A 24,476-nucleotide genomic window follows, 5' to 3' on the forward strand; every position below is an offset into this window, starting at 1 on the left:
CCACGCAGGGCGCGGGACAACGACCGACCCTTGACCTGCGGCATCGCGAAAACCGGGCATGCCGTGCGGGTATGGCGGACCAAAGGGAAGGGGCGATGCGGCGGCTGTATCGCGAACTCTGGAAAGGTTTCTGCCAATCCTGGCATCGGCTTGCGAGGTAGCCGGTCCTGCGCATGTTCCGTTCGACCGACACGCAGCATGGCGCGATCTGCGGCATCTTGATCAAGCGCAATTTCACGATACCGAAGCGCAGGAACGGAAAAAAGCGCAGAGAGGCTGGCCGTTTGGCCGATCTGCCGCATCGTCCGGACCTGACCCGCGATCGAAGACGGAATGTCAGAACCCGCGCAGCAGTACCAATGCGGGCGACGATACCGTCAGGGAGGTATCCGATTCGTCGAGTACGGTGAACCTGTCGAGAACCCGTCCCAGGGCTCCGTCACTGGCAAGATCGTCGATTTGATCGGTGCCGAAAATCGAGCGGGATCGCTCGAGGAATGTCTCCAGCTGCTTGTCGAGCGACAACGTGGCAAAGGACGACGGCAGCCCCATGGCCGTTTCCATGACCTGACGGATTGGCGCGATCCCCATGATCGTGAACCACTTCGTGCGGTTCGATCCCGTGCCCGCGGCGAGCGCAGGAAGTTCGCGTTGCACATAAAGCGCGAGGCGCATCGTTTCGCTGGTCTGGCCCATATCGGTCTCGAACGCCTGATCGCGGTAGCGGGCTTCGATCTTGTCGGCGAAGGTGGATATCTTGGTGCTGGGCACCGGAAAATCGCCGAACCCGAAGGCACGGGAAAGATCGCGGTACCGTTTGTCCGACAGCTTGTTTGCCAGCGCATCAGGCTCAAGCGTTCCCTCTTCCAGAACGCGCCGGATCAGGAATTTGCTGCCGATATCATCGCTCAGGCCGAAGGCGCCCAGCGCCACCGACAGAAGGCGGTAGTCGCCTACCAGAGCTTCAGCCGTATCGATCTTGCCGATGTTATCGCGAAAATAGGCAAGGTCGCGCTGCAGTGCGACACCTTCGCCATGGGCCTTCCGCTGCGTCTCGATCGTGTTCTGCAGGAACCGCCACCCCGACAGGCCGCCGGTCGGAACGAAAGGTTGAAAACTCACGTCCTGGCGACGGCAAGCAGCACCGCCTCCTTTCGGCGCAACCGACCGAGATGCCGAAGGGCTTGATAGAACTGCCCATCCTGCAGATGTTGGCGCAACGCGTCGATGCAGGCGCGATCTTCGGGGTCGACGAAGGCATGGCGCAGAGGCGCGAGCGCCGCGACCAGATCCGGCAGGGCATCGGCGGGGCACAACTCGCCGATCAGCATCATCTGAACCGAATGAGCCAGCCGCCCGACCGGCGTGACCGCCGCCGCAGGATCAATGGCATCGCGCAGGCGGAGCAGCTGCGTTTCGGGTGTCAGCAGGCGCAGACGAGCGCCGCGGCCGACGTTTTCGATCACCGCTCCGTTGACGACGATGCGGTCGCCGGCCGGGAATTTCAACATCAGCCCCGCCATATCAAGCGGCCCCCGACGACAAGCCAGAAGCAATGCGACGATTGATCTCGCACAGAACGGAAGGCCTGGCGGACCCGTTCAGCACTTCGCTGGTATGGCGATCGACGAAACCGGCCAGACTGATGAGACTGGCGCGCAGTTCTGCGGGCATCATATTCGTGTCATCCGCGCAGGCGATGGCCGCAGCCTGCCAGAGCCGCCGGTTGTCGTGTAGGGCCGAGACGCGCGCAGTGGCGGTCGCCGCTTCGTCGGCAAAGACCTGTTCCATCCGGCGTGTGACCTTGGCGAAGACCAGGGCCTCGGCCCGTCCGGGCGATGTGATTGAAGCGTCGAGGGCGGCATAGGCGGTTGCCGCGTATTGGGGATATCCCATGGGTACAGTATCTCACTTTTAGCGAGCTTCGTGGGATGCACGGAAGTGCCGCGCACGAAGGTCCGGCGCTTCGCGCCAAGGTCCGAGCGCCCGTCCCGGAGGATACCGGAGCGGGCGTATTCAGATCAGCGGAACAACGACAGGATCGACTGCGGTGCCTGGTTGGCAATCGACAGGGACTGGGTCGCCAGCTGCTGCTGGACCTGCAGGGCCTGCAAACGTGCCGAGGCTTCTTCGAGATTGGCATCCACCAGCGCACCGATGCCTGTCGTCAGCGAGTCCGACAGCTTCGAGATGAAATCCTTCTGCGTTTCGATCCGCCCTTGCGCCGAACCGAAGGACGCAGCCGCGTTGATCGAGGTCTGGATCAGGCTCTCGATGTTGCTCAACGCGGAATTCGCGCCATCCTGGCTGGTCACATCCACATCGGACAGTGCGGCCAGCCCACCTTCGGCAGTGCCGTCCAGGGTTTCTGCGCGTGCCACGGTGATCGTATTCGCGGCAGTGGCATCATTGTTCGTGACGGTGATGGCACCCGTTGTCGCGTTCCGGGTGAAGGCCGTGTCCGCCAGTTCGTTTTCTGTGGCGAAGGCTGTCATCTTGGCAAAGATCGCGTTGCTGACATCCGCTTCGGTATCGCCGTCACGTGCAACATAGGAGAAGGTGGTGGCGCTCGTTCCAATCTCCTGCCCACCGACTCCAGTCAGCGAAACGCTGTAGCTCGCACCCGCCTGGGCACCGCCTGCCGTGAAGGACACGGTCACGTTGCCGCCCGCTGCGGCCGCAGATGCGCCCGAGACGCTCAGCAGGTCGTTCGCCGCACCGACGGCCGTCGCGCCCAGAACAGCGGCTTCCGTGCCCAGATCCTGCTTGCCGACGTTAATGTCGCTGGACTTCACCGTGGAGCCCGACCTGTCCAGAGACGACAGGATATTGACGGAGCCCGATCCGGCCTCGTTGCTTTTGTTGGACAGCAGGTTCAGACCGTTGAACTGCGCGGCACCGACGACCGATCCGATCTGATCGCGCAGGGCCGCAATATCGGTCTGGATCTTGGATCGATCGACGTTCTCTTCCTGCGAGGCGACGATCTTGCCTTTGATTTCGGTCAGCAGGTCGGTGATCGTTTCGGAGGCGTTGCGGGCCACCGACACCGTGGATTCGCCCAGCGCGAGGCTTTCCTGGATCGACTTGAAGCCCTGAACGTCTGATTCCATCTGCTTCGAGATGGCCCACACGGCCGAGTTGTCCTTGGCGTTCGCGACCTTTCTGCCGGTCGAGATTTCGGACTGGGTCGTCCCCAGGTTCTTGTTGACGGTTTGCAGGGTCTGAAGCGCGACCATCGCGCCGTTGTTGGTCAGAATGCTGGACATGGCTGTATTCCTTTGAATGCGCCTGCTTCGCAGGCCCGTTACATCCGCTTTCGCGAACTGATCGACATTCTGTCCTGACCCCCCGAAACGTGTCGGTCGGCCTTTGGTCGCCATTCATGGCTGTGACCCTGCTAGGCACCCGACCTTAACCGCTGCTTAACGCGCAATGCCTCTATCCGTCGGATTTCCCTTAGATTTGATGAAACTCACCCGACACTTCAGGGCAGCGGCAGCGCGGCATGCTCGACCACGACTTCCATCACTGCATAGGTCCGCGTCTCGCGCACACCCGGCAGCTCCAGCAGCGTCTCGGACAGGAAAGCGCGATAGGCGGCCATGTCGCGATGCCGTGTCTTGAGCAGGTAATCAAAACCGCCCGCGACCATATGGCAATCCTCGACCCCGTCCATCCGCCGGATCACTTTGGCGAAGTCGTCGAAGACATCCGACGACGTGCGATCCAGCTTGACCTCGACGAAGGCGGTCAGACCGCGCCCCAACGCGGCGGGCGACAGCACGGCCCGAAACCCGGCGATCACACCGTCGCGCTGCAAACGCCGCATCCGTTCTGCCGTGGCGTTCGGCGACAGGCCGATCCGGTCCGCCAATGCGGTCATTGCGATTCGCCCGTCGGCCTGCAGGATTTCGAGAATATTGCGGTCGTGCCGGTCGAATTGCATTGGATTTCTCGGTGTATTTGATGTTTCAAAGGCGATCTATCGGAAGAATGCCCGCCTGTCCCTGATCTTTGGTGAAAACCGCATCCAGAAGCGGCGTATTCGGGGGCATCGCACGGAAACCGGAGACTGCCATGCCCTTCGCCGCCCCCTATGCCCCTGCCGACGAATCGCTGATCGCATCCTTGATGCCGTTCGCCAGGGTCGCCCCGACGACACGCGCCCATGCGGAACATCTGATCGGGGCCATTCGCGGTGCCCGCACCCGGATCGGGGGGCTGGAGGACTTTCTGCGCGACTACGACCTGTCGACCCGCGAGGGCCTGGCCCTGATGGCGATGGCCGAAGCGCTGTTGCGGGTGCCCGACCAAGGCACCCAGGACGCGTTGATCGCCGACAAGATCGGTGCGGGTGACTGGGACGGGCACGAGCCTTCGGACGCCTGGCTGGTGTCGGTCGCGACCTGGGGCCTGGGTCTGTCGAACCGCCTGTTGCGGCCCGGCGATACCGTTCCCGGCGTGCTGGGCGGGTTGACCCGGCGCATCGGTGCCCCAGCGGTCCGCGCCGGCGTGCGTCAGGCGATGCGCTTCATGGGCCACCAGTTCGTGCTGGGCGAGACCATTGAATCCGCCCTCAAACGCGCCCGCGAAATGGAGGCCAAGGGCGCGCTCTACAGCTATGACATGCTGGGCGAGGGGGCCCGCACCCGCGCCGATGCCACCCGTTACGCCAAGTCCTATGCCGACGCGATCGAGGCGATCGGCAAATCCGCCGGCACCCGTCCCCTGCCGTTCCGGCCCGGCATTTCCGTCAAGCTGTCCGCGCTGCACCCCCGCTACGAGCCGCGCAACAAGGACGCGGTTCTGCGCGACCTCGTCCCCGTGCTGCGCGATCTGGCCAAACGCGCCAAGGCCCATGACCTGAACCTGACCATCGATGCCGAAGAGCAGGATCGGCTGGAGCTTTCCATCGCCGTGATCGAGACCGCCTTCGCCGACGATGCCTTCCGCGACTGGAATGGCTTCGGTCTGGCGATCCAGGCCTACGGCAAACGCGCGCTGGCCGTCATCGACTGGGCGGGCGAGCTGGCCCGGACCCACGGTCAGACCCTGATGGTGCGGCTGGTCAAGGGTGCCTATTGGGACACGGAGGTCAAACACGCTCAGGTCGAGGGGCACGCCGATTACCCGGTTTTCACCCGCAAGGCGGTCACCGATCTGAACTACCTCGCCTGCGCCAAGCGGATGCTGGCGCTGCGCCCGCATCTCTATCCGCAATTCGCCACCCACAACGCGCTCTCCATCGCGCAGATCATGACGATGGCGGGCGACGCCACGAAAGCCGGGCCAGGGTTCGAGTTTCAGCGCCTGCACGGCATGGGCGAATCTCTCTATGCCGCCGTCATCCGCGAAACCGATGTGCCCTGCCGGATCTATGCGCCGGTTGGCGGGCACCGCGATCTGCTGGCCTATCTGGTCCGCCGTTTGCTGGAAAACGGGGCCAGCACATCCTTCGTCGCCATGGCCGGGGACAAGGATGTGCCGGTCGATGATGTTCTGGAATTCCCGACCGATCTGGCCGAAACGCCGCGCCACCCGCGCATCGCGCTGCCCGGAGCACTGTTCGGGGGCCGCCGTAATTCCGACGGTGTGGAATGGGGCGCGCAGGACGATCTGACCGCCCTCGCCACCGCGATGCGCAACGCGCCCGAAGCGCCGGAAGTGAAGCCTCTGACGGCCAGGCAGATCGACGCCGTGATGTCGCGCGCCGCCAGGGCTGCGCCGCTCTGGCGGGATACACCCGTCGCGACCCGCTCCACCGCCCTGCGCCGCGCCGCCGATCTGCTCGAAGACAACCGTGCGGCCCTGATGGCGACTCTGGCGCGCGAAGCGGGCAAGACCATCGACGATGGCGTGGCCGAATTGCGCGAAGCCGTCGACTTCCTGCGCTACTACGCGGACGAGGCCGAAGGCATCTGCATCCCCCGCATCCTGCCCGGTCCCACCGGCGAGGCGAACCGCTGGCAGGCGCGGGGACGGGGCGTCTTCGTGACCGTTGCCCCGTGGAACTTCCCGCTCGCCATCTTCCTCGGGCAGACCGCCGCAGCGCTGTCGGTCGGCAATGCCGTCGTCGCCAAACCCGCGCCGCAGACCCCGCGCATCGCCGCGCAGGCCGTGGCCCTGCTGCATCGCGCGGGCGTGCCGGAAGACGCGCTGATCCTTGCCCCCGGAGGGGTCGAGGTCGGGCAGGCTTTGATGACGCATCCGGCGTTGGCCGGCGTTGCCTTCACCGGCTCCACCGCGACGGCCAAGGCGATCAACCGCGCGCTGGCGGACCGGGACGGGGCCATCGTGCCGCTGATCGCGGAAACCGGCGGCGTGAATGCGATGATCGTCGATGCGACCGCCCTGCCGGAACAGGTGACGCGCGATGTCGTGGCCTCGGCCTTCCGCTCCGCCGGGCAACGCTGCTCGGCCTGTCGCATCCTTTATGTGCAGGAAGATGTCGCCGACCGGATGCTGGAGATGATCCAGGGTGCCGCGGCGACCCTGACGCTGGGCGATCCGATGGACCCGGCCACCGACGTCGGCCCGATCATCGACGCCGACGCCCTGTCGCGCCTGACCGACCATATCGCCGGGCACACTCCGATCTGGCAGGGGGACGCGCCCGACGGTCTGTTCCTTCCGCCCACCATAATCGAGTTGGGCCGCGACGAGAAACTGACGCAGGAAATCTTCGGGCCGATCCTGCATGTCAAACGCTGGAAGGCCGGTCAGATCGACCGCGTGCTGGACGAAATCGCGGCGACCGGCTTCGGCCTGACCTTCGGGCTGCACTCCCGCATCGACGCGACCATCGCCCATGTCACGGCGCGGGCGACGGCGGGCAATGTCTATGTCAACCGCAACCAGATCGGCGCCATCGTCGGCTCGCAACCCTTCGGTGGCCACGGATTGTCGGGCACCGGCCCCAAGGCGGGCGGTCCGCTCTATCTGACGCGCTTCGTCGAGGAAGTCGTGGTCTCGACCGACACGACGGCGGCGGGCGGCAACGCGACCCTGATCGCGATGGAGGCGCGCTGAACCTCGCCCGGACGTCGGACACATATCCGACGTGGATCACCCGTGGATCACCCGTCGAATCCGCCGGGTCTCAGACGCTGGCCCGCTGGTCCTCCAGGATCATATCGGAGGCCTTTTCTCCGATCATGATCGCGGGCGCATTGGTGTTGCCCGACACGATCTCCGGCATGATCGAACAATCTGCGACGCGCAGGCCAGCGATGCCATGCACCCGCAGACGGTCGTCCACCACGGCCCCCGGACCCGACCCCATCTTGCAGGTGCCGGTCGGGTGATAGATCGAGACCGAGTTGCTGCGCGCCCAGTCCAGCGTGCCCGCGTAATCGTCGAGAGACAGGTCTTTCGTGGGCCGGAATTCCTCGGATATCTTGTCGGTCAACGGTGCATTGCGCGCGATGCGCCGGGCGATGTTCACACCCTCGACAATCGTGCGACAGTCGGTTTCCTCGGACAGGTATTTCGGAATGATCCGCGGATAGACCCCGGCATCGCTGCTGGCCAACCGGATTTCCCCACGGCTTTCGGGCCTTAGCTGGCAGACCGACATCGTGAACGCCGAAAAGGGATGCACCCCTTCGCCCGGTGAATCGGCGGACCACGGCTGCACGTGGAACTGGATATCGGGCGTCGCCACATGCTCCCCGGTTTTGAAGAACCCGGTCGCCAGCGAAGCCGCCATCGTCATCGGCCCGGACCGGAACAGTGCGTATTTCAGCGCGATCTTCGCCTGATCGACCAGCGACCGAACCTCGTCGTTCAGCGTCGGCTCGTTGCATTTGAACACCAGCCGGGCCTGCAGATGGTCCTGCAGGTTCTTGCCGACACCGGGCAGGTCGGCCTGCACCTCGATGCCATGTTCCTGCAACTGCGCCGCCTCGCCGATGCCCGACAGCATCAGCAGTTGCGGCGAATTGATCGACCCGCCGGAGACGACGACCTCCCGCCCCGTCTTGACGATATGCTCCTTGCCGGAGCGGTCCCGATAGACGACCCCGGTGCAGCGTTTGCCCTCCAGGATCAGCCGTGTCGCAGCCGCATTCGTGATGATCGTCAGGTTGTCGCGCGACCGGGCAGGGTTCAGGAAGGCCACCGCCGCCGAACACCGCCGCCCCTTCTTGGTGGTCAGCTGGAAATACGCGGCCCCTTCCTGCGAGGCGCCGTTGTAGTCGGGGTTGAAGGGATAGCCTTCGTTCTGCGCCGCCGCGACCCAGGCGTCGCAGATCGGCCGTTGCAGACGCATGTTCGACACCCAGAGTTCGCCCTCGGACCCGTGATGGTCGTCGGCCCCCCGCTCCTGATGTTCCGACCGTTTGAACAGCGGCAGCACGCTGTCCCAGCCCCAGCCCTTGTTGCCCATCTGTTGCCAGCGATCGTAATCCTCGGCCTGTCCGCGCACATAGAGCAACCCGTTGAGCGACGACGACCCGCCCAGAACCTTGCCGCGCGGCCAGGAGATCGAGCGGTCGTTCAGACCGGGGTCGGGTTCCGTGCGGTAGCACCAGTCCACCGAGGGATTGTTCATCGTTTTGAAATATCCGACCGGCACGTGGATCCAGGGGTTCCAGTCGCGGCCCCCCGCCTCCAGCAGAATCACCTTGTTGTTCGGATCTTTCGACAACCGGTTTGCAAGCACGCACCCGGCGGAGCCGCCTCCTATGACGACATAATCTGCAATCTGTTCCGCCATCGGATAAATCCCCAACTCATATTTTGAACCGGATGCATGCCCGATCACGAAAGAAAAGCTTGTCAGGCGGAGTTTAGAATGCTGAATAATGAGACTGCAAGTATCATATTTGCAATCTAAGGGAGGATTAATATGAAAGCGTCCAACGCTCTGAGCGGGATATCCCGCCGTGATCTGTTCAAACTGTCGGGCCAATATGGCCTGTCATCCGTCGTTCTGGGTGCCTCGGCCCTGACAGGTGCCGTGACTTTGGGAGACGTCGCCCGCGCCGCTGAATCGACCTATGAAAAGCGCTTCGCCAAGGAAGCGAAGCATACATTCAAACTGGGCGCGGCCGGGTTCAATGCGCGCAACCTGTTGATCGAACGCGCTGGTGTGCTTGAATTTGCCCGCGATCTTGAAAGCCGCACCGATGGCGAAATCCGGGTCGAGTTCATCGGCGACAACCAGATCTGTGGCCAGACATCCTGCGTCGAGAAGACCCAGTCGGGCATCGTCGACATGTATGCGGCCTCGACCCAGAACTCCGCTGGCGGCGCGCCGTACCTGAACGTGCTGGACTATGCCTACATGTTCCCGGGCCGGGCCTCGCAGTATCACTTCCTGTATTCGCCCGAATCGGTGTCCGTCCTGCGCGACCCGCTGGAGAAGCGTCACGGACTGAAATTCCTGTTTTCGCACGCCGAACTGCGCGGCATGCAGATGGGTTCGACCTTTGCCGACAAGCCGACGGTCACCAAGCTGGAAGAATTGTTCGGCACCAAGAACCGCGTCACGGGGACCCAGCTGGGTCGCATCGCGATGGAGCTTCTGAACCTGAACCCGGTTCCGGTCGCATGGGAAGAGACGCTCGACGGTCTGAAGCAAGGCCTGATCGACGGGGCGGAGACCTGGGCCTCGGCCGTGGCCTACGCCAACATGTCGCCGGTCGTGTCGCAATCGGTCGACCTGAGGTTCTTCTGCGGGACCGAGCATACGTCGATGTCCGCCTCCAAGTTCGACGCCCTGGGCGGCGAGCTTCAGGACGCGGTCCTGGAATCGTCTTACCTGGCGCAGGTCCACGTGCAGGCCGCCAACGAGGCTGCGCTCGTCAAGACCGTCGGCTTCAGCGATCCGGTCCTGCCGGGCACGATCTTCGCCGAAAATGATGTGCGCGTGGCCTTCCTGGCCGACGACCAGATCAGGATGGCCGAAGAAATGTGCTCCCCCGAGTTCAACCCTGAGCCTTGGGCGCAGTGGCGCGAGCGTCTGAACGGCTGGGCCGGTGGCATGGACACCTACCAGACGATCTATGACGTCGCGCGTCAGGTTCCGGCCGATATGAAGCCCGAGAATGTCGAGCCGCGCCGTTGGTGGAAGTCCTGAGTTCAGACGAACCGCAGGAAAACGGACCGGGCGCATCATGCGTGCCCGGTTCGATCACGGGACAGATGATGAAGCACGCGTCATCGTAATCCGCACAGGCCCTGAGTGGCCATGACAGCTTGGGAGGGCACGTCGATGGGATGGTTCGACGGAATGGGCGCGATCATATCCGCCCTTTTTGCAAACGACGCCTGGACACTGGGCGACGCACTGCGGGCCAATCCGCAGGCCCTGTGGACGCTGGGGTTTCTTGTCACCGTTCTGGGCGGGCTCGCCGTGATGGCGATCTATCGCGCGGTTCCGTTCATCGAACGGTATTTCGAACCGACGATCATGGTGGTCAGCTATCTGACCATCGGTGGCATCATCTTCATGGGCGTCATCGACCGCTTTTTCCTCAACGGTCAGCCGCCCTGGTCCACGACTGTCCCGCCCTTCCTGTTCCTGATCATGACCTGGGTCGGATGCAGCTATAACGTCAAGCTGCGGACCCATCTGGCCTTTGCCGAGTTCCGCACGATCATGCCCCGCACCGGACAATTCGCCTGCCTTCTGCTGGACGCCGTGCTGTGGCTGGGCTTCGCCTGGATCGTGATCGTCACATCGACGCAGGAAACCATCGGTGCGGCCGCGAACTTCCGTTTCATGGCCGGCACCGACAACGTCATGCAGTGGTGGTTCCTGATTTCCGTCCCGCTGGCCTGGCTGCTTCTGTCGGGTCGGGTGTTCCAGAACCTGGCCGACGACCTGCGCAACTATCGCCGCGGCGACGTGATGATCCGGCAGGCCGTGATCGGGGGTGATGCATGACCGACGGCACCATCGTCACGCTGATTTCCATCGGCGTTACCATCCTGTTCATGCTGGGCGTTCCCGTCTTTCTGGTCATCGGCTACTGGGTCATCGGCATGTCGTTCCTTCTGGCGCTGCCGCTGCTGAACATCGGCGCGGCGTTGGCCGACGTCTTCACCGACGGCTTCGCGCTTCTGGCAATGCCGCTGTTCATCCTGACCGGCGACCTGATCAACCGGTCCGGCATCGCGCGGCGCCTTTCCGACTTCGCCTACGCCTGCCTCGGCTGGATACGCGGCGGCCTCGCCATGGCGGCACTCGGGGCCTGCGGCCTGTTCGCGGCGATCTCCGGCTCCAACTCGGCCACGACGGCCACCATCGGCTCGATGCTGCACCCGGAAATGGTCAAGGGCGGCTACGACGAACGCTTCTCGGCGGCAACTGCGGCGGCGGGCGGCACGGTCGGGATCATCATCCCGCCGTCGATCATCTTCATCGTCTACGGCTTCCTTCTGAATCTGCCGATCAGCGACCTGTTCGTCGCAGGCATCATTCCCGGCACGCTGATGGTCATCGCCATGATGACGGCGGCGTTCATCCTGTCGTGGAAGAACAAGTGGGGCATCCTGATCGGCCTGTCCTTCGGTCGTATCGTCAAGACGGCCATCGGCGCGTGGCTCGGCTTCTTCGCCATCGGCCTTGTCCTCTGGGGCATCTACACCGGCAAGTTCAGCCCGACCGAGGCGGCGGGCGTCACCGTCGGCTTCTGCATCATCGTCGGTTTCATCTCCCTGCCGCTGTACAGGATGATCAACCACGGACGCGGCGACGACCGGCCCGACATCGCCGACCGCACCTATTCCGAGATGCTGGTCGTGCGCGGCTTCGGCCCGCTGGAACTGCCGTCGATCACCATGCGTTCGGCGCAGATCACCGGCATCCTGGCACCGCTGATCGCCGTCTCCGTGGTGATGCAGCAGATCCTGTCGGTCATGGGCGCGCAGGAGGTCATCAGCGCTTTCGTCATCGGCATGGGGGGGTATTACGCCGTCCTGTTCACCGCGATGGCCATCGTCTTCGTGTCGGGCATGGTGCTGGAAAGCCTTCCGGTCACCATCATTCTGGCCCCGATCCTGGCCCCCATCGCGGCGCAGGTCGGCATTGATCCGATCCAGTTTGCAGTCATTTTCCTGGTCGGGGCGTCGATCGGGTTCATCACGCCGCCCTATGGCCTGAACCTCTATGTCGCATCGGGCGTCACGGGCGTTCCATACTTCCAGCTCCTGCCCTATACGGTGCCATATCTCGTGGCGCTGATTTCGGTCTGGATCCTGATCTCTCTGGTCCCGGAACTTTCGACGCTACTTCTGCCGGGCAGGTGAACATGGACGGTCAACGCAGCGATCCCATTCCCACGAACCTGCGCCTCCTCCTCCTGCTGGAGGAGGTCGCGCGCAGCGGCGAGCCGATTACGCCGACGGAAATCAACCTGACGCTCGGCCTGCCGAAACCCACGATCCATCGCCTGTTCTCGACCCTGCTGGACGAAGGCTTTCTGCAACGCGACATCGGGGGTCGCGCCTATCTGCCGGGCCCGCGCCTGCGCAGCCTTGCGGGTGGCGTCCTGTCGTCGTCCCGCATTCGCGCGTCCCGCCAGACCGTGCTGAAACGTCTGAGCGCGGAAATCGGCGAAACCTGCAACATCGCCCTGCCAGACAACGAGAGCATGGTTTATCTGGAGCGGGTCGAGACCGAATGGCCGTTACGCATCCAGCTGCCGACCGGCACGCGGGTGCCGTTCTACTGCACCGCGTCGGGCAAGATGTATCTCTCGTCTCTGTCGCGGCGCGCGCTGGACAGTTACCTGTCCTCCACTCCGCTGACGGCGCGCGCGCCAGGAACCTTCACCGACCGCGTCCAGCTCGAGGCCGAAATCGACCGTATCCGCGCGGAAGGCTATGCAACGGACCGGGGCGAATTCATGCCCGACATGATTGCCGTCGCCGTTCCGATCAACGAGGAGAATGGACGCATCCTCGCGACGCTCTCGTTCCACGCTCCGACGCAGCGCCTCGATATGGAGCGGGCGCTGTCGTTTTTGCCCAACCTGCAAGCCGCGGCACGTGAACTGGCTGCCATCGTGTCGGGCTAAAAAAACCGAACCCGACCTGACGGACCCGTTTCCGTCAGGCGGCCCCCTTCAATGCGATTTCCCCTGCATGATGGCAGGCAACCCGGCCGGACCCGAAGGCCTCCAGTCTGGGCCGTTCCACCGAACAGATTTCAGTGGCCAGAGGACAGCGCGGGTGAAACGCGCAGCCCGACGGCGGATCGGTCGGATCGGGAATTTCACCCTCCGGCGGCTCCACCTCGCGACCGAAGGCATCCAGACGGGGGGCAGCCTCGATCAGCATGGCGGTGTAGGGGTGCGCCGGTTTCGTAAACAGATCTCCCGGCGCGGCCTCCTCGACCAGACGTCCCAGATACAGCACGCCAATGGTATCGGCCATGTGCCGCACCACCGTCAGATCGTGGCTGATGAAAAGATAGGTCAGCCCGTGTTCGTCCTTCAGGTCGCTCATCAGGTTCAGAACCTGCGCCTGCACCGACACGTCCAGCGCGGAGGTCGGCTCGTCGCAGACGATCAGCTTCGGCTCGGACGCCAGCGCGCGGGCGACGCAGATGCGCTGCCGCTGCCCGCCGGAAAACTGGTGCGGATATTTCCCGGCGTCGTCGGGCGACAGACCCACCTGCGTCAGCAGCTTCTCGGCCAGCCCGACCGTGTCGCCGCCCCGCGCCGCCACCGGCTCGACGATGATATCGCGGACCCGCCAGCGCGGGTTCAGCGAGGCGAAGGGATCCTGGAAGATCATCTGTATATCGCTGCGGATGCGGTCGATCACCGCCGCGTCCGTCTCGGTCACCAGGTCAACGCCCTCGATCTCGACATGGCCTTCCGTCGGACGCAACAGACCCACCACCATCTTGCCGATGGTCGATTTGCCGGACCCGGATTCACCGACCAGGGCATAGGTCGTCCGCGCAGGTATCTCGAAACTCACGTCAGATACGGCAGTCAGCATCCGTTTGGGCAGCCGTTCGATCACGCGGTTCAGCCACGGTTTCGAGACGTCGAACACGCGCGTCAGGTTCTGAACGGATACAAGGCTCATGCCGCCGCCTCGTCCTGTTCGATGGGGAACCAGCAGGCCGCCCGTTCGTCCGCCGTCCCGACCTTCGGGCCGGGATTGACGCGGCACTTGTCCTGCGCGCGCGGACACCGGGGATGGAAGGCGCAGCCGTCGGGCATCCGGTTCAGACGCGGCATCGCACCGGGGATCTGGCGCAGCCGGGCCTGTCCCGCGCTCGCCGCCGGGGTCGAGGCCATCAACCCGTCGGTATAGGGATGCCGCGGCTGTCCCACGATCTGGCTGACCGGCCCGATCTCGGCCAGACGGCCCGCATACATCACCGCCACACGGTCGGCGGTCTCGGCAATGACGCCCATGTCATGCGTCACCAGCATCGCCGCCATGCCCCGTTCCCGGCACAGGCGCTTGAGCAGCGCGATGATCTGCGCCTGCACCGACACGTCCAGCGCCGTCGTCGGCTCGTCCGCAATCAGAAGCGTCGGTTCGGCACAAAGCGCCAGGGCAATCACCACCCTTTGCCGCATCCCGCCCGAAAACTCGTGCGGATAGGCTCCCATGCGGTTCCTGGCGGACGGAATACCGACCTCGTCCAGCCCCTGAATGGCCCGCGCATCCGCCTCGGACCTGGACACATCCAGATGCCGCAGGATCGTCTCGGACAGTTGCTCGCCAATCGTCAGAAGCGGGTTGAGCGATGTCAGCGGGTCCTGGAACACCATCCCGATCCGCTTGCCCCGCACCCGGCGCATCTGCGCCAGCGTGTAATTATCGATCCGCTCCCCCTCCAGCAGCACCTCACCCGCAGAGATATGCGCCGGAGGGTCCAGCAGGCCGATGACAGCGTTTCCGGTCATGGACTTGCCCGCCCCGGATTCGCCGACGACGCCGAGGATTTCACCGGCCGCGATATCCCACGACACATCGTCCACGGGCCGCAGCGTGCCGTGCCGCGTCGGAATATCGACGGTAAGGTTGCGAAGGCTCAGAACCGGCATGTCCATCACCGCAACCTCGGGTTCAGCGCATCCCGCAGCCAGTCGCCCAGAAGGTTCACCGAAAGCGCCAGCGCCAGAAGGGTCAGGGCCGGGAAGAACAATATCCACCACTCGCCCGAGAACAGGAAATCCTGACCAATTCGGATCAGCGTTCCGAGCGACGGTTGGGTGGGCGGCGCGCCGACACCCAGGAACGACAGCGTGGCCTCGGCGATGATCGCCAGCGCCAGCGAAATCGTCGCGATCACCAGCACCGGCGACAGCACGTTGGGCAGGATGTGCTTGAGCATGATCGCGCCCGGCTTGCGCCCGATCAGCCGCGCGGCCTGCACATATTCCTTGTTCTTCTCGACCAGCGTGGCACCCCGCACGACGCGGGCGAACTGCACCCAGTCCGACAGGCCGATCGCCACGATCAGCACCCAGATCGCCATCTGGTCGCGGTATTCGATGGGGATCACCCCGCGTGCCACCCCGAAGATCAGCAGCGCCACAAGGATCGACGGGAAGGTCAATTGCACGTCGGCGACGCGCATGATGATCGTTTCGACCCAGCCCCCGACGTATCCGGCCAGCAACCCCAGCAGCACCCCCAGCACCAATGCGAACAGCACCGCCATGAAGCCCACGAACAGGCTGATCCGCAGGCCGTAGAGGATCGTCGACCAGACGTCGCGGCCCTGATCGTCGGTGCCCAGCCAGAACGACTCGCCGGTGAACGCATTCGGCACACCGGGGCGTGAAAACCCGTTCATCAGGTTCAGGCTGGCCGGATCGAAGGGATTAGTCGTGGCGATCCAGGGCGCGAAGATCGCGGACAGGATCATTGCCAATGTGACCACTGCCGCGACGACGGCCACGGGTGAATGGCGGAAGGACCAGGTGACATCCGCGTCCCAGATCGACCGCCAGCGGGACGGCTGCACCACCTCCGCCGGCTCCATCCGGTCCAGCGGCTCCACTCCCTGTCGGGTGGCGTCGGGAAGATTGCTCATGTGTGCCTCCCGTCGATGCGCAGGCGCGGGTCGACCCAGACATACAGGATATCGACCAACAGGTTGATCATCACGAACATCACCGAAATCAACATCAGATAGGCGGCCATGACCGGAATATCGACGAACTGCACCGCATTGATGAACAGCAATCCGACGCCGGGCCACTGGAACACGGTCTCGGTAATGATCGCGAAGGCGATGATCGCGCCCAGTTGCAGACCCGTCACGGTAATCACGGGCACCATCGTGTTCTTCAGCGCGTGACGAAAGTTGACGGACTTTGCCGACAATCCGCGGGCACGGGCAAAGCGGATGTAATCCTGTCGCAATACTTCAAGCATCTCGGACCGGACCAGCCGCATGATCAGCGTCATCTGGAACAGGCCCAGCGTGATTGATGGCAGGATCAGCGATTTCAGGCCCGAGGACGTCAGGAACCCGGTCGTCCACCACCCAAGGTCCACGACATCGCCGCGCCCGAAGGTCGGCAGCCATCGCAACTGCACCCCGAACAGATAAATCAGCAGAATCCCGATCAAAAAGGTCGGTAGACTGACCCCGATCAGGGACACCGACATGATGATATTCGCCGCCCATCCATCCCGCCGGATCGCCGTGAACACGCCCAGGCCGATACCGACCGTCAGCGCCAGAACGCCGGACACGAAGGCCAGTTCCAGCGTCGCGGGCGCGCGTTCCGCGATGATCTGCGACACCGGGCGCGACTGACGATAGCTGATGCCGAAATCGCCGGTGACGGCGCGGCCCAGAAATCTGGCGTATTGCACCGCGAACGGGTCATTCAGGCCCAGCGCCTCGCGCAGGCGTTCGACGTCCTGCACCGTGCGTTCCTGCCCCAGCAGGTTCTCGATCGGATCGCCGACGAAGCGGAACATGGAGAACGCAACCAATCCCACGGCCAGAAGCACGATGACGGACTGAAAGACACGACGGATGATATAGGCCAGCATCGTTAGGGTGTCCCCTCTCGGGCCCGGCGGGTCAAGCGCAGAGGTGCTCCGGACTGCTTGCGGTATGCCCGCGCGGTATCACACGGCCGTATCGGGCGAAGCAAAATTCATTCCGGCCTGCAACGGCCCGCGTGCCCCCGTCCGTCACCGTCACAGCCAGGAATGCACGCGGTGACATCATGCGGCGCGCGCCCCGGCATGGTTGCCTCCGGGATATGGTCTCCGGTTTATTCCGGCACATTCATCCAGCGCAGCACGAGGAAATTGTCGGGCCGCTGCACGACCTCGACGCCTTCCTTCACGCCCCAGACCAGCGGCTGGATATAAAGCGGCACATAGGCCTGCTCGTCCGCCATGATCCGGTTCGCCTCGTCCAGCATCGCCTGCCGCTTTGGCTCGTCGATTTCCGACTGAATCATCGGCATCAATTCGTCGATACGCGCGTTCGAGAAGCCGCCGAAATTCCACGACCCCATCTTGGTTTCCTCGTTGGGTGTGGCAACGAGGAAGCGCAGCGGATGTTCGGCGTCGAATGTGCCCGGCGACCAGCCCAGAAGATACATGTCGTGATCTTCCGCGCGCAGCGTGGTCCAGTAGTTCGCCACCGGCATGGATTCATACAGCGGTTTCAGACCCACCTGCGCCAGCATCGCGTTGATCGCGGTGCAGACCGCCTCGTCGTTCAGATAGCGGTCGTTGGTGCATTTCAGCGAGAAGGCGAACCCGTCAGGGTAGCCCGCCTCCGCAAGCAGTTGCCGCGCCAGATCGGGGTCATAGGTGCCCGGCGCGATGTTTTCGGAATACCCGCGCAGGCCCGGTCCGATTAGCTGCGTCGCCTGTTCGGCGGACCCGCGCATCACGGTTTGCAGGATGGCGGGGATGTTGATGGCATGGGCGACGGCCTGACGGACGCGGACGTCCTTGAACGGGTTGCCCTCCTCACCGCCCGCGATCAGGTTCTCGGCATCATGCGGAAAGCCCAGCATGATGACCCGCGCCTCGATCCCACGGATCACATCGACACCGTCTGACTGCTCGATCCGCGCGGCGTCCTGAATCGGGACCGGCTCGATCAGGTCCAGCTCGCCGGACAGCAGCGCCGCGACCGCCGTGGCGGAGTTCTGGACGGGTTGATAGACCGCCTCGGTCACGTTGCCGATGTCATCGTCCCACCAGCCGTCGAAGGCCACCAGCGTGGTTTTCAGACCCGGCTGGCGCTCGGTGACCATGTATGGCCCGGTGCCGTTGGTGTTCAGCGTGGCAAAGTTGCCCTGTTCGATACTGGGCAGCGCGGCGTCGTTCTCCTCGGCCCAGCCCTTGTCCAGCATCATCCAGTTGGCGATGCTGTCGGGGAAGATCGGGTTCGGCTCAGTGGTGTAGAATTCGACGGTGTAGTCATCGACCGCCTCGACCCGCTCGACTCCCGCGAACCAGCTCGAGGTATCGGATTCCGGGGCCGATCCGCGCTCATAGCTGAAAATCACGTCCTCGGCGGTGAAATCCTGCCCGCCATGGAACGTCACGCCTTCGCGCAGGGTAAAGCGCCAGCCTTCGCCCGCGCCGATCGGCTCCCATGCGGTGGCCAGCGACGGCTCCAGCTTCATGTCGCGGTCGCGCCGGACCAATCCTTCGTAGACGTTGATCAACAGGCTGAACACCGGGGCGGAATTCCCGGCATTCGGGTCCAGCGTCGTCGGATCGGACGTGGTGGCGAACCGCAACTCGGCCGCGCCTGCGGGCAAGGCCACGGCCAGCAATGCGGCGGTCAGAATGGTTTTCATCGGATGGTCCCCCGGAAATACCTGGACCCGCATCGTGACAGATGCAGACGGCAGGTCAAATCAAGTCTGATCCGCGACGGTCCCGCGACCCCCGCGCACAAACGAAAAGGGACCCCGAAGGGCCCCTGATCCGGGCACTGGCAATGCCTCAGTTGGCGGTGAAGTACTTCAGCTTCGGGTCATCCTCGGGGCTGACCTCGGTGCCGACGGCATCCGTCATGCCCCAGTTCAGAACCTGATGGTGCAGCGGAATGTACAACTGCTCCTCCTGCACGGTGTTCCAGATCTCCGCCACCGTCGCGGCGCGCGCCTCCAGATCGGTCTCCGACGCAAGGCTCTCGATCTTCGCATCCGTCGCCGCGTCCGAGAAGCCGGTCGGGTTCCACGATCCACGCTCCCCATCCTTGCTGTGCACCAGGAAGTTGAAGATATACTCGCTGTCATAGGTCGGCACGCCCCAGCCCAGCAGATAGAAATCCGTGGTGCCGTTCTGGATCAGCGGGAAGTGCAGCGCCTTGGACTGCGCGTTCAGATTCACCGTGATGCCGATCTGACCCATCATGCCCGCAACGGCCTGACAAATCGCCTCGTCATTCACATAGCGGTCGTTCGGGCAATCCAGCTGAATGGTGAACCCATCCGCATACCCGGCCTCGTCCATCAGGGCCTTCGCGCCCTCGATGTCCTGCGGCTGCACGGCATCCAGCTCCTCGGTCCAGCCATCGACGAAGGGCGGTGCGATCATGCCCGCGGGCTGCGACTGGCCGCGCATCACCACCTGTTTGATGGCGTCGCGGTTGATCGCCATGTTCATCGCCCGGCGCACACGCACATCGGCAAGCGGGTTGGCACCTTCGATGTTATCCCGCTCCAGATCGTCGGCCCCGATGTTCAGGCCAAGGAAGATCACGCGGTTCTGCGGCGCGGTCTTGACCACCAGACCGTCGGTCCCCTTCACCCGATCCAGATCCTGAACCGGGACGTCCTGAATGAAATCGACCTCGCCCGACAACAGCGCGGCAACCCGCGTGGCGGCGTTCTGGATCGGCGTGTATTCCACCCGGTCGAATCCCAGAGGAAAGTCGTCCACGCCCCAGTAATCGGGGTTGGCGACCAGAACCGTCTTCACATCCGGCTCGCGCGATTCGACGGTGTACGGCCCGGTGCCGTTTGCGTTGGTGGCGGCGAAGGTCGTCTCGCCGTCGGCCATGTTCTGCACGTCCACCACGTCGTTGGCCTCGGCCCATCCGCTGTCCATCATGAACAGGTTGGTAAAGTTGTTCGGCAGGATCGGGTTCGGCCCGTCCGTCACGAATTCCACGGTGTAATCGTCCACGGCCCGGACGTCGGTGATGGAGGTCAGCAGCTCCTTCATCGCCGAATTCTCGGACTGCGCTCGCCCGAAGCTGAACACCACGTCCTCGGCATTGAAATCGGCACCATCGGCAAATGTCACGCCTTCACGCAGCTTGAACACCCAGACATTCGGGTCGTCCTCGGACACGGCCCATTCGGTGGCCAGCGCCGGTTCGAACGCGCCGGTGACATCCCGGATGATCAGCGGCTCATAGATCTGATGCGCCAGCGTATGCGTCGGCCCTTCGTTCTGGGCATGTGGGTCCAATGTCAGACTGTCGCCCGCGCGCGCCCAGCGCAGGGTTTGTGCCGAGGCGCCAGTGGCGGCCAGCGCGGCAATTGTCAGGATCGCAGTGGTGCGAAGCATGGGTCTCTCCTATTGGCAGACGCCCCTGTTCCGGGGCTGATACGCGAAGGGAACATCGTTTGGCAGACAGAGGCAAGGGGATGCAGTCGCGCGAAGATGGCCACGTCCGGTCACAACAGGCCCGAGCGGCCCGAACGGCAGATTTCCGGAATCGGCGGCCCGGATGTATGATGGACCCCGTTAAGTCCAGTACAAGTGAGAAGGAGTAACACCATGTCGGACGAAACGGACAAGGCAAATCACGACGCAAAACAAAAGGTCGCCGACCATCTCGAAGAGGTTCAGGGCAAGATCGAGAACGAAAAAGGCGAGCCGGAGATCACTGACAACGAGCATGTCGAGAACAAGAAGCTCGGCAATACTTCCGACAAGCAGAAAGAGTGGGTCCGGGACGAGATCGAGGAGGCCATCGACGAGATCCTGCAGGAGGTGAACCGGAACGATATCGTCAAGGCCGACTGCCTGATGCGTAAATTGCGCCGGACCCTGAAACGTCGCATGACCGACTCGGACAAGCGCACCGAGATGTTCAAGCTTCTGGTGTTGGCACGAAAGGCGAAGCGCAAGATCACCGATCCTGCCGCCCTCGCGTTCCGAGACGAGCTGGACGACTTGCCAGAGGATTTTGCCGGCTTCGGTATATCCCGGGCGGCATCCTTCGCACCGGACGCCCCGATCTCTGCCATCGCGGAAATCAGCGGCTCCGCCGAGGAAGCGCTGGCATCTGCCCTTTCGATCGAAACGGTGGAAGACTTGGCGACCCATCCGGCAATCGCGCTCGCGATGCAGGTAATGGAAGCCGCGCGCCGTCGCGACTGCTGACGCGATCTACGCGTGACCGGACCCGGAGCGCCGGTCTTTCAAGGTGCCGTGCGTTCCGGCCCGATCGGGGTGTTCCGCTACCCGGATTGCGGAACCCTGCCCGGCGCAGGCTTGGGCGAGGACAGAAATATGCGACCGAGCGACGAAGGGTTGGCCCCTTGAGTGAGCACAGGTCGAAATGGACGCGCCGCGTCCTGATTGCGGGCAGGGCGGTCGCATAGGATGAAGCATGTTCGTGTCAGGACGAACTGCGGATGAAGATAAACAGTTTGGACAAATCTGGGGGTGTCCCGTGAATAGCATTGAGATCGAGTCGTGCCGCAGTCTGCCGCCCAGAGAAGACCTTGATACGATCCTGGCTCAATATTACGCGCTTATCGTCCAGCGAATGCGGGACATCGGCTTCGACATTGACCCTGCCGCCCCGGAAAGTGCGCTTGCAGAGTTCTGGGCGAATGCGGACGAATATTTACCGCCGAAGGGCTGTCTGGTCATCGCCCGGAGAGGGACCGGGCAAATCGTGGGATGTGGAATGATGAAACGTCTCGATGAACATACCGGCGAATTGAAACGGGTCTTTGTTATCGAAGACGCAAGAGGAACCGGCACCGGTCGGGCACTGATCGAGGCGCGCGAAACCGCGGCGCGGAGCATGGGGTTGAAACGGCTGGTCGCGGATACGCTCACGCCGAACGTCGAGATGCGAGACCTGTATCCGAAGCTTGGATTTACAAAGCTGGACGAACCGATAGAAACGACGACCTACAAGGATCGGCCCATGCTGCGCCCACATCTGCACTATTTCTCAAAAAAGCTTTGAGAAGCCGCAACCGCATGACCCTTCCTTCGAGCCGCTTTTCATCGGTGGCCCGCCGAAGTCGGTTTCTTCCCGCGAAACCGCAGGCCCCGCCGCAGGATCTTCATCGGGCGATCGCCCGTTCTTGCGGAAAACCGTCAATCCGACGCTTTCCGGGCACCCGTCACACCTTCACCCATCATCCGCATCGCGCCCCATGACGGCCCGATGCTCCGCCATCGCCTGCTCGAACGACGGGCGCGGCTTGCCCATCCAGGTCTGACGATATTTCGGCGCAAGGTCCTCGCCCTCGATCAACCCACCCAGACGCGCCAGCATGAACGACCGCAGGATTCCGTTCATGCGCGGGCCATAGCCGTCGCCCATCGACCGGAAGAATCGCAGCACGTCGTCGTCGATCCGCACGGTCACACGGGTCTTGGACCGGCCGCGGGTTTCCCAGATTTCACGCCACAGGGGCGGGAAATATCCGACCGCCGTGATGCGCGAATGCATGTCCCACTGGAACGTCTCCAGGGTCCGCACCATGTCGTTGATATGGTCCCGCTGCCGGGCACCTTTCGCCAGTTCCGCCATTGCCACCTCCCGTTCAGATCAGGGGGTGACCCTCGGGGCGAGCGGTTAACCGTTTCTGAACGGTGCCCCGCGTCTGCACGGGGGGTGCACAGGGGGTGTACGCCGGGCACCCCCCTGTCAGCGCTGCGAAATCGCCCAGCCGGGATGAGTCCAGAACTCCGCGTTCGACTTGGGCAGCGACCGTCCCAGAATATGGTCCGACGCCTTCTCGCCCACCATGATCGACGGTCCGTTCAGATTGCCGTTGGTGATGCGCGGAAAGATCGAACTGTCCGCCACGCGCAGTCCGTCGACGCCGATCACCCGGCACTCCGGATCGACCACCGCCATCGGATCGTCCGCCGCGCCCATCTTGCAGGTGCCGCAGGGATGATAAGCCGATTCAACGTGTTCCATGATCGCGGCATCCAACTCGTCATCGGTCTGGACATGCTCACCGGGCTGGATTTCATGCCGCCGGAACGGTGCAAAGGCCTCCTGCGCGAAGATCTCGCGGGTCAGGCGGATACAGGTTCGAAAGTCCGCCCAGTCCTGCGGGTCGGACATGTAGTTGAAGCGGATGCGCGGTGCCTCCATCGGGTCGGCCGATTTCAGCGTGATATCCCCGCGCGAGGCCGAGCGCATTGGCCCGACATGCGCCTGAAACCCATGCCCCTCGGCGGCGGCCTGACCATCGTAGCGCACCGCCAGAGGCAGAAAATGGTATTGGATATCAGGATATTGCACCCCTGCATTCGACCGGATGAAGCCAGCGGATTCAAAGTTGTTCGTCGCGCCCGGTCCGGTCCGGGTAAACAACCACCGCGCGCCGACATAGGCCTTGCCCAGCAGGTTCCAGTATCGAAACAGGGTAATCGGCTGCGACGCCGCCATCTGGATATATATCTCCAGGTGATCCTGCAAATTCTGCCCAACCCCCCCCCGATCCGCCCGCACCTCGATTGCGTGGTCGGTCAGGTGTGCGGCGGGGCCGATGCCCGACAGCATCAGCAGCTTGGGCGAGTTGATCGACGACGCCGCGACGATAACCTCCGCCCGGGCTTCGACCAGCCTGCCGCCCGCCAGATGCACACCCGTTGCGCGCCCGTCGGTAAAGGCGATCCGTTCGGCCAGCCCGTGCACCACGTCACACCGTCCGGTCGCGCGGGCGGGTTTGAGATAGGCGTTGGCGGCGGACCAGCGCTGGCCGCGCCAGACCGTCTGCTCCATCGGGCCGAAGCCCTCCTGCTGGTAACCGTTATAGTCATCGGTAACCGGATATCCCGCCTGCCGCCCGGCCTCGACGAAGGCACTGTAGAGCGGGTTCAGTCGCGGTCCGCGCGTGACATGCAGCGGTCCATCACTGCCGCGCATATCGGCATCGCCACCGTGCCCGCCGGAATGCCAATGTTCCATCCGTTTGAAATACGGCAGCACGTCGCCGTATCCCCAGCCGGTCGCGCCCATGTCCTGCCAATGCTCGAAGTCGAGCGCGTGTCCGCGCACGTAGACCATGCCGTTTATACTGCTGCTGCCGCCGACGACCTTGCCGCGCGGCGTCGCCAGAATACGACCGTTCAGATACGGCTCGGGTTCGGACGCAAAGCCCCAGTTGTAACGATTCATGTTCATCGGGAACGACAGCGCTCCCGGCATCTGGATCAGCGGGCCCATGTCGGTGCCGCCATATTCGATCACGAGGACGGATTTGCCCGCCTCGGCCAGCCGGTAAGCGATGGCACTACCGGCGCTTCCGGCACCGACAATGACGTAATCCGCGATCATG

At 63.6% G+C, this 24,476-nt stretch carries 21 protein-coding genes; 7 read left to right on the top strand and 14 right to left on the bottom strand.

Annotated elements, in window-relative coordinates:
- Nucleotides 1-336 precede the first annotated feature (336 nt).
- The 5 genes from BMY38_RS02980 to BMY38_RS03000 all read right to left on the bottom strand — a co-directional run bounded on the left by BMY38_RS02980 (nucleotide 337) and on the right by BMY38_RS03000 (nucleotide 3,949).
- Nucleotides 337-1,122 (bottom strand): DUF1217 domain-containing protein, encoded by a 786-nt coding sequence (locus tag BMY38_RS02980; protein WP_175495748.1) that lies wholly within the window; start codon nucleotides 1,120-1,122, stop codon nucleotides 337-339.
- Nucleotides 1,119-1,523, bottom strand: a complete 405-nt coding sequence (locus BMY38_RS02985) for a flagellar biosynthesis repressor FlbT (RefSeq protein ID WP_092759624.1) — start codon at nucleotides 1,521-1,523, stop codon at nucleotides 1,119-1,121. The genes BMY38_RS02980 and BMY38_RS02985 overlap by 4 nt, the downstream gene beginning before the upstream one ends.
- A 1-nt stretch (nucleotide 1,524) precedes the next feature.
- The gene (flaF, locus tag BMY38_RS02990) at nucleotides 1,525-1,896 is read right to left on the bottom strand and encodes a flagellar biosynthesis regulator FlaF (RefSeq protein ID WP_092759626.1); all 372 of its coding nucleotides are present in this window, start codon (nucleotides 1,894-1,896) and stop codon (nucleotides 1,525-1,527) included.
- Nucleotides 1,897-2,021: 125 nt separating this feature from the next.
- Nucleotides 2,022-3,269, bottom strand: coding sequence for a flagellin N-terminal helical domain-containing protein (locus BMY38_RS02995; protein ID WP_092759628.1), 1,248 nt, complete (start codon nucleotides 3,267-3,269; stop codon nucleotides 2,022-2,024).
- A gap of 218 nt (nucleotides 3,270-3,487) precedes the next feature.
- Nucleotides 3,488-3,949 carry an Lrp/AsnC ligand binding domain-containing protein gene (locus tag BMY38_RS03000; RefSeq protein ID WP_092759630.1) on the bottom strand — a complete coding sequence of 154 codons (462 nt, stop codon included), beginning with the start codon at nucleotides 3,947-3,949 and terminating at the stop codon, nucleotides 3,488-3,490.
- 131 nt (nucleotides 3,950-4,080) lie between these two features.
- On the opposite strand from BMY38_RS03000, the gene putA reads away from it, so the two are divergent.
- Nucleotides 4,081-7,032: a bifunctional proline dehydrogenase/L-glutamate gamma-semialdehyde dehydrogenase PutA gene (putA, locus tag BMY38_RS03005; RefSeq protein ID WP_092759632.1), complete on the top strand. Its 2,952-nt coding sequence runs from the start codon at nucleotides 4,081-4,083 to the stop codon at nucleotides 7,030-7,032.
- 70 nt (nucleotides 7,033-7,102) lie between these two features.
- Here the strand turns inward: putA and BMY38_RS03010 are convergent, their stop codons facing one another.
- Nucleotides 7,103-8,719 (bottom strand): GMC family oxidoreductase, encoded by a 1,617-nt coding sequence (locus BMY38_RS03010; protein ID WP_092759634.1) that lies wholly within the window; start codon nucleotides 8,717-8,719, stop codon nucleotides 7,103-7,105.
- Nucleotides 8,720-8,851: 132 nt separating this feature from the next.
- Between BMY38_RS03010 and BMY38_RS03015 the strand changes: the two genes are divergently transcribed.
- The 4 genes from BMY38_RS03015 to BMY38_RS03030 all read left to right on the top strand — a co-directional run bounded on the left by BMY38_RS03015 (nucleotide 8,852) and on the right by BMY38_RS03030 (nucleotide 13,028).
- Nucleotides 8,852-10,084: a TRAP transporter substrate-binding protein gene (locus BMY38_RS03015; protein ID WP_092759636.1), complete on the top strand. Its 1,233-nt coding sequence runs from the start codon at nucleotides 8,852-8,854 to the stop codon at nucleotides 10,082-10,084.
- A gap of 111 nt (nucleotides 10,085-10,195) precedes the next feature.
- Nucleotides 10,196-10,894 (top strand): TRAP transporter small permease, encoded by a 699-nt coding sequence (locus BMY38_RS03020; protein ID WP_245737481.1) that lies wholly within the window; start codon nucleotides 10,196-10,198, stop codon nucleotides 10,892-10,894.
- Entirely contained in the window at nucleotides 10,891-12,258 is a 1,368-nt protein-coding gene (locus BMY38_RS03025) for a TRAP transporter large permease (RefSeq protein ID WP_092759638.1), read from the top strand. Before BMY38_RS03020 ends, BMY38_RS03025 begins: the two co-directional genes overlap by 4 nt.
- 2 nt (nucleotides 12,259-12,260) lie before the next feature.
- Nucleotides 12,261-13,028 carry an IclR family transcriptional regulator gene (locus tag BMY38_RS03030; RefSeq protein WP_092759640.1) on the top strand — a complete coding sequence of 256 codons (768 nt, stop codon included), beginning with the start codon at nucleotides 12,261-12,263 and terminating at the stop codon, nucleotides 13,026-13,028.
- Nucleotides 13,029-13,062: 34 nt separating this feature from the next.
- Here BMY38_RS03030 and BMY38_RS03035 read toward each other — a convergent pair whose 3' ends face one another.
- From BMY38_RS03035 to BMY38_RS03060, 6 genes are all read right to left on the bottom strand, one after another.
- Complete coding sequence (locus BMY38_RS03035; RefSeq protein WP_092759642.1) at nucleotides 13,063-14,049, bottom strand: ABC transporter ATP-binding protein; 987 nt, start codon at nucleotides 14,047-14,049, stop codon at nucleotides 13,063-13,065.
- Nucleotides 14,046-15,029: an ABC transporter ATP-binding protein gene (locus tag BMY38_RS03040; protein WP_092759644.1), complete on the bottom strand. Its 984-nt coding sequence runs from the start codon at nucleotides 15,027-15,029 to the stop codon at nucleotides 14,046-14,048. The genes BMY38_RS03035 and BMY38_RS03040 overlap by 4 nt, the downstream gene beginning before the upstream one ends.
- On the bottom strand, nucleotides 15,029-15,967 hold the full coding sequence (locus tag BMY38_RS03045) for an ABC transporter permease (protein WP_092761127.1): 939 nt from the start codon (nucleotides 15,965-15,967) through the stop codon (nucleotides 15,029-15,031). Before BMY38_RS03045 ends, BMY38_RS03040 begins: the two co-directional genes overlap by 1 nt.
- 47 nt (nucleotides 15,968-16,014) lie before the next feature.
- Nucleotides 16,015-16,992: an ABC transporter permease gene (locus tag BMY38_RS03050; protein WP_092759646.1), complete on the bottom strand. Its 978-nt coding sequence runs from the start codon at nucleotides 16,990-16,992 to the stop codon at nucleotides 16,015-16,017.
- A gap of 227 nt (nucleotides 16,993-17,219) precedes the next feature.
- Nucleotides 17,220-18,773 carry an ABC transporter substrate-binding protein gene (locus tag BMY38_RS03055; protein WP_092761129.1) on the bottom strand — a complete coding sequence of 518 codons (1,554 nt, stop codon included), beginning with the start codon at nucleotides 18,771-18,773 and terminating at the stop codon, nucleotides 17,220-17,222.
- 148 nt (nucleotides 18,774-18,921) lie between these two features.
- Nucleotides 18,922-20,496 (bottom strand): ABC transporter substrate-binding protein, encoded by a 1,575-nt coding sequence (locus tag BMY38_RS03060; RefSeq protein ID WP_092759648.1) that lies wholly within the window; start codon nucleotides 20,494-20,496, stop codon nucleotides 18,922-18,924.
- A gap of 213 nt (nucleotides 20,497-20,709) precedes the next feature.
- On the opposite strand from BMY38_RS03060, the gene BMY38_RS03065 reads away from it, so the two are divergent.
- A complete protein-coding gene (locus BMY38_RS03065) occupies nucleotides 20,710-21,318 on the top strand; it encodes a hypothetical protein (protein ID WP_092759650.1) in 609 nt (202 codons plus the stop codon).
- Nucleotides 21,319-21,547: 229 nt separating this feature from the next.
- The gene (locus BMY38_RS03070) at nucleotides 21,548-22,138 is read left to right on the top strand and encodes a GNAT family N-acetyltransferase (RefSeq protein ID WP_092759652.1); all 591 of its coding nucleotides are present in this window, start codon (nucleotides 21,548-21,550) and stop codon (nucleotides 22,136-22,138) included.
- Between the two features lie 168 nt (nucleotides 22,139-22,306).
- Here the strand turns inward: BMY38_RS03070 and BMY38_RS03075 are convergent, their stop codons facing one another.
- A complete protein-coding gene (locus BMY38_RS03075; protein WP_092759654.1) occupies nucleotides 22,307-22,711 on the bottom strand; it encodes a BrnA antitoxin family protein in 405 nt (134 codons plus the stop codon).
- 117 nt (nucleotides 22,712-22,828) lie between these two features.
- Nucleotides 22,829-24,475, bottom strand: a complete 1,647-nt coding sequence (betA, locus tag BMY38_RS03080) for a choline dehydrogenase (protein ID WP_092761131.1) — start codon at nucleotides 24,473-24,475, stop codon at nucleotides 22,829-22,831.
- Nucleotide 24,476: the final 1 nt, after the last annotated feature.

It is taken from the genome of Jannaschia helgolandensis, from assembly GCF_900109285.1.
Taxonomy (GTDB): Bacteria; Pseudomonadota; Alphaproteobacteria; order Rhodobacterales; family Rhodobacteraceae; genus Jannaschia; species Jannaschia helgolandensis.

Bases quoted from the DNA above. Each gene is read 5' to 3' on its own strand.
- BMY38_RS03040 (WP_092759644.1), bottom strand. From the start codon at position 15,029: ATGGACATGCCGGTTCTGAGCCTTCGCAACCTTACCGTCGATATTCCG.
- BMY38_RS03015 (WP_092759636.1), top strand. From the start codon at position 8,852: ATGAAAGCGTCCAACGCTCTGAGCGGGATATCCCGCCGTGATCTGTTC.
- BMY38_RS03065 (WP_092759650.1), top strand. From the start codon at position 20,710: ATGTCGGACGAAACGGACAAGGCAAATCACGACGCAAAACAAAAGGTC.
- BMY38_RS03035 (WP_092759642.1), bottom strand. From the start codon at position 14,049: ATGAGCCTTGTATCCGTTCAGAACCTGACGCGCGTGTTCGACGTCTCG.
- BMY38_RS03030 (WP_092759640.1), top strand. From the start codon at position 12,261: ATGGACGGTCAACGCAGCGATCCCATTCCCACGAACCTGCGCCTCCTC.
- flaF (WP_092759626.1), bottom strand. From the start codon at position 1,896: ATGGGATATCCCCAATACGCGGCAACCGCCTATGCCGCCCTCGACGCT.
- BMY38_RS03020 (WP_245737481.1), top strand. From the start codon at position 10,196: ATGACAGCTTGGGAGGGCACGTCGATGGGATGGTTCGACGGAATGGGC.
- BMY38_RS03060 (WP_092759648.1), bottom strand. From the start codon at position 20,496: ATGCTTCGCACCACTGCGATCCTGACAATTGCCGCGCTGGCCGCCACT.
- BMY38_RS03050 (WP_092759646.1), bottom strand. From the start codon at position 16,992: ATGCTGGCCTATATCATCCGTCGTGTCTTTCAGTCCGTCATCGTGCTT.
- BMY38_RS03045 (WP_092761127.1), bottom strand. From the start codon at position 15,967: ATGGAGCCGGCGGAGGTGGTGCAGCCGTCCCGCTGGCGGTCGATCTGG.
- BMY38_RS03055 (WP_092761129.1), bottom strand. From the start codon at position 18,773: ATGAAAACCATTCTGACCGCCGCATTGCTGGCCGTGGCCTTGCCCGCA.
- BMY38_RS03070 (WP_092759652.1), top strand. From the start codon at position 21,548: ATGTTCGTGTCAGGACGAACTGCGGATGAAGATAAACAGTTTGGACAA.
- BMY38_RS03025 (WP_092759638.1), top strand. From the start codon at position 10,891: ATGACCGACGGCACCATCGTCACGCTGATTTCCATCGGCGTTACCATC.
- BMY38_RS02995 (WP_092759628.1), bottom strand. From the start codon at position 3,269: ATGTCCAGCATTCTGACCAACAACGGCGCGATGGTCGCGCTTCAGACC.
- putA (WP_092759632.1), top strand. From the start codon at position 4,081: ATGCCCTTCGCCGCCCCCTATGCCCCTGCCGACGAATCGCTGATCGCA.
- BMY38_RS03075 (WP_092759654.1), bottom strand. From the start codon at position 22,711: ATGGCGGAACTGGCGAAAGGTGCCCGGCAGCGGGACCATATCAACGAC.
- BMY38_RS03000 (WP_092759630.1), bottom strand. From the start codon at position 3,949: ATGCAATTCGACCGGCACGACCGCAATATTCTCGAAATCCTGCAGGCC.
- betA (WP_092761131.1), bottom strand. From the start codon at position 24,475: ATGATCGCGGATTACGTCATTGTCGGTGCCGGAAGCGCCGGTAGTGCC.
- BMY38_RS02985 (WP_092759624.1), bottom strand. From the start codon at position 1,523: ATGGCGGGGCTGATGTTGAAATTCCCGGCCGGCGACCGCATCGTCGTC.
- BMY38_RS03010 (WP_092759634.1), bottom strand. From the start codon at position 8,719: ATGGCGGAACAGATTGCAGATTATGTCGTCATAGGAGGCGGCTCCGCC.